We start from the raw sequence: 3,004 nt of genomic DNA, 5'->3' as shown, positions 1-3,004 counted from the left end.
ATAAGGCACCTTCCATTCAAAAACGAATGGAAAGTGCCTTATTTTTGTTTGAAAAACTAATTCATCGTAAAAAATGTAAGTTTTTCAGTGCCCTCGGTGTAGCATAGCTATCTTTTTTACCAATTAAAGTGAATGAAACTTCACCTTTAGAATCTGTTTTTAAAGTAAATTCTTGTTCAGATTTAGAACTATCTAAACGATATACAGTGCTTGTATTATTATCTACTAAATATACTGGACCAGTAGTAGTTAACGCAGAACCTGATTTTACTGATACTTTTACATCTGTACCAGATGGAGCTAATTTACCAGCTTTATCTTTTAATACAGCTTTGTAATCACGACCACCAGTGTTTTCTAAATCATCAGCTAATTTAGAAGCAGCTGTTTTAGTAATTTTACTATTCACTACATCATTGCTATAAGTATAAGCTGATTGAGCTCCTAATTTATCTGCAATTTTAGCATCAGCGCCATCTTTGAATGCAGCTGCATTAGAAGTTCCTAGTGCTGTTAAAGTTAACTCCATGTTTTGAATTTTACCGAATGCAACAGGTGGAGCAAATGCTACTAATTCAGTTTTGTCAAAACGACCAACTGTTGGGTCAGTATTATTAACGCCTTTACGGTCAACCCATACGAATGGAGTAACTGTTTCGCTGCTACCAGTTAATGTGAATGTAGCTTCACCTTTTTTATCAAGTGTAATTTTCACTTGTTTGTTATTTGTTTCATCTACGCTAGAAGTTGTAAATTGACCAGGGTATCCTAAGTCTTTACCAGTTGGATCTGTTACAGTAACACCTTTATTAGCTTTATCAGGTGTAACATTTACATTGTCTAAGAAGCCAACGTTTACTGTTTGACCAGAACCACCAGCTAATTTTACTTTATAAACTTTTTTCGCACCATTATTTAAGTTATTACCTTCAGTAACTTCAGTTAAAGCTAATGGTTGAATAGCAGCCCAGTAAACTTTTGAGAAGTCACGAGCAGTTGGGTTACCAGTCGCATAAACTTGTACTTCATCTTCTGTTACTAATTCATAAGCTGTTGAAGCATAACGAGTATACGTATAAGTAGCTACACCGTTTTCATCAGTTGTTGCTTCAGCAATGATTGGTTGGTTTAAAGAAGCATGAGCAGTTTCTTTGTTTGATGAATCAATGATGTTAAATGTAACAGGAATATTAGCTTTTGATTGACCTTCTCCAACTGTTACTTGTGCTTTTAAAGTTACTTGTGTTCCAAGTGGAGCTTGTTGAGATTTATGAGAACCAACTTGTGTTGTTTCTTTCTCAACAACTGGATTTTGGAATTCAGTCATTTTAACAGCTGTTGGAATAACAGCAGCTACACCTTTGAATCCACCGATTACTTCATCTTTATAAGAAAGAACGTATTCTTTTTCAGCAGTTTGTGATGCCGTAGTTAAAACAACTGCTTTTTTGTTTGATTGTTTGATTGCTGCATTTTTGATTTCTAAACCATCGATGCTGAAGTCGCTAGCTTTTACGTCAGTATCGACTTCTTCTGGGAACGTTACTTCAACAGTTGTGTTGTTAATTGCTTTTATCAACTGTAGAAGTAAGATATTGCCCTAATGCTATTTCAATAATCGCTTGGGGTGTTAGTTGCCTTTTTTGACATTGCTCTAGTAGTGCTGCGTAAAGTGAGGAGGTAAGTGTGATTGTGAGTTCATTCGTTGTAATGGTATGAGGGATTGTGGCATTTGTGAGTAGGGCTGTAAGTGCTTGTTGGTTAGCAAGAAGAAATTGCATTAATGTTGTTTCATTTAATGATGAAGATTGTTCCTGTTGCATAGGTGTAGAGACATAATAATAATTTTGAAGCTCAGGATGCCAAATATAGCCCTGCTGTTTCATATAAAGACCCATTTCCTCCACAGTACGAAAGCCATGTTGCTGTGCGATTTTTTTAAAGTTTGGTTGCTTCGTTGCTAAGCTTTGTAATAGAGCTTGTATTTTTGTCGAAGGTGTTGCATTGGACTGCTTTATATAGATTTGCGTGGTCTTGTCCCAACGAAAGCCTCGTCTACGCATATGCATATCAATAGATTTCCATTGTTGATTGAAAGTTTGGGCGATTTCTTGACGAGTTTTTCCTTGCTCAAGCTGTTGCAAAATTATTGTTGTTTTTTCATCATATTGCATAACTGTGCCTCCTTACGATTCTAAAGAATGAACGGCTTGCTGAAGCGCCTGAAAATCTGTATGCATATAAATAGAAGTTGTTCGCACATTGGCATGACCAAGGAGCTTTTGGATAATGGCAATATGAACATTATGCTTTACTAAGTTACTAGCAAATGTATGCCGTAAAATATGGCAAGTAATTAGCTGAGGATGCTGCATTTCATGGCTAGCTTTTTTAAAAACGCTATTAATATATTGAGGTGAGATACTACCTGTTTTAGCAAGTGCAAAAAAATAAAGTGAGTTGCTATTTTTCGGGCGAATGGTTTGAAGATACTGTTTTAATAGTAGAACTGTACGATGATTTAATGGCACAACACGAGATTTATCACCTTTACCATGCAGAACATGCACAATGCACTGTTCAAAATCCACATCAGACAATAATAGCTGTGTGCACTCACTAATTCGTAAGCCTGTATTGGCAATAAATTGGGCAATAACTCGAATGGTTGGGTGTGTGATGTGCTGTGAAAATTGTTGAAGTTTTTCTTCTGTTAAATAATGACGTTCATGTGTTTGAGGTTTTAGTGGGATAAGATGTATGGCACAATTATTGTTGATTATTTTTTTAGACAATGCCCATTTGAATAAACTTTTCACGCTCTGTATTTTTCGATTAATCGTTGCGACAGCTAGTTGTTTTAACAAAAGCATTTGTTGAAATGCTTCTAAATGGTCAATTGTAACTTCATCTATATATACGGTGAAAGAAAATTAGAGTTTCAAGCACAGCCTATTCACCGTATTTTCAGGTGTTTGATTAATCATTTGGATAAAGCCTTGGA

General features: G+C 35.6%; 3 protein-coding genes. All 3 read right to left on the bottom strand.

The annotated features are described in order from the left end of the window. Positions 1 to 61 precede the first annotated feature (61 nt). From ACIQVU_RS20125 to ACIQVU_RS20115, 3 genes are read right to left on the bottom strand one after another with little or no spacing between them, the layout of a single operon-like run. Positions 62 to 1,579 carry a hypothetical protein gene (locus tag ACIQVU_RS20125; protein WP_402897015.1) on the bottom strand — a complete coding sequence of 506 codons (1,518 nt, stop codon included), beginning with the start codon at positions 1,577 to 1,579 and terminating at the stop codon, positions 62 to 64. After that, on the bottom strand, positions 1,563 to 2,174 hold the full coding sequence (locus tag ACIQVU_RS20120; RefSeq protein WP_402897013.1) for a hypothetical protein: 612 nt from the start codon (positions 2,172 to 2,174) through the stop codon (positions 1,563 to 1,565). The genes ACIQVU_RS20125 and ACIQVU_RS20120 overlap by 17 nt, the downstream gene beginning before the upstream one ends. A gap of 12 nt (positions 2,175 to 2,186) precedes the next feature. Then, positions 2,187 to 2,873, bottom strand: a complete 687-nt coding sequence (locus tag ACIQVU_RS20115) for a tyrosine-type recombinase/integrase (RefSeq protein ID WP_402897011.1) — start codon at positions 2,871 to 2,873, stop codon at positions 2,187 to 2,189. Positions 2,874 to 3,004 lie beyond the last annotated feature (131 nt).

Source organism: Lysinibacillus sp. NPDC098008 (assembly GCF_044760715.1).
In the GTDB taxonomy this organism is placed as follows: Bacteria; Bacillota; Bacilli; order Bacillales_A; family Planococcaceae; genus Lysinibacillus.
Note: the sequence above shows the minus strand (reverse complement) of the source record. Positions and strands in the feature narration are given on the sequence as shown.

Coding starts and splice junctions, on each gene's coding strand:
- ACIQVU_RS20120 (WP_402897013.1), bottom strand. CDS start 2,174: ATGCAATATGATGAAAAAACAACAATAATTTTGCAACAGCTTGAGCAA.
- ACIQVU_RS20115 (WP_402897011.1), bottom strand. CDS start 2,873: ATGCTTTTGTTAAAACAACTAGCTGTCGCAACGATTAATCGAAAAATA.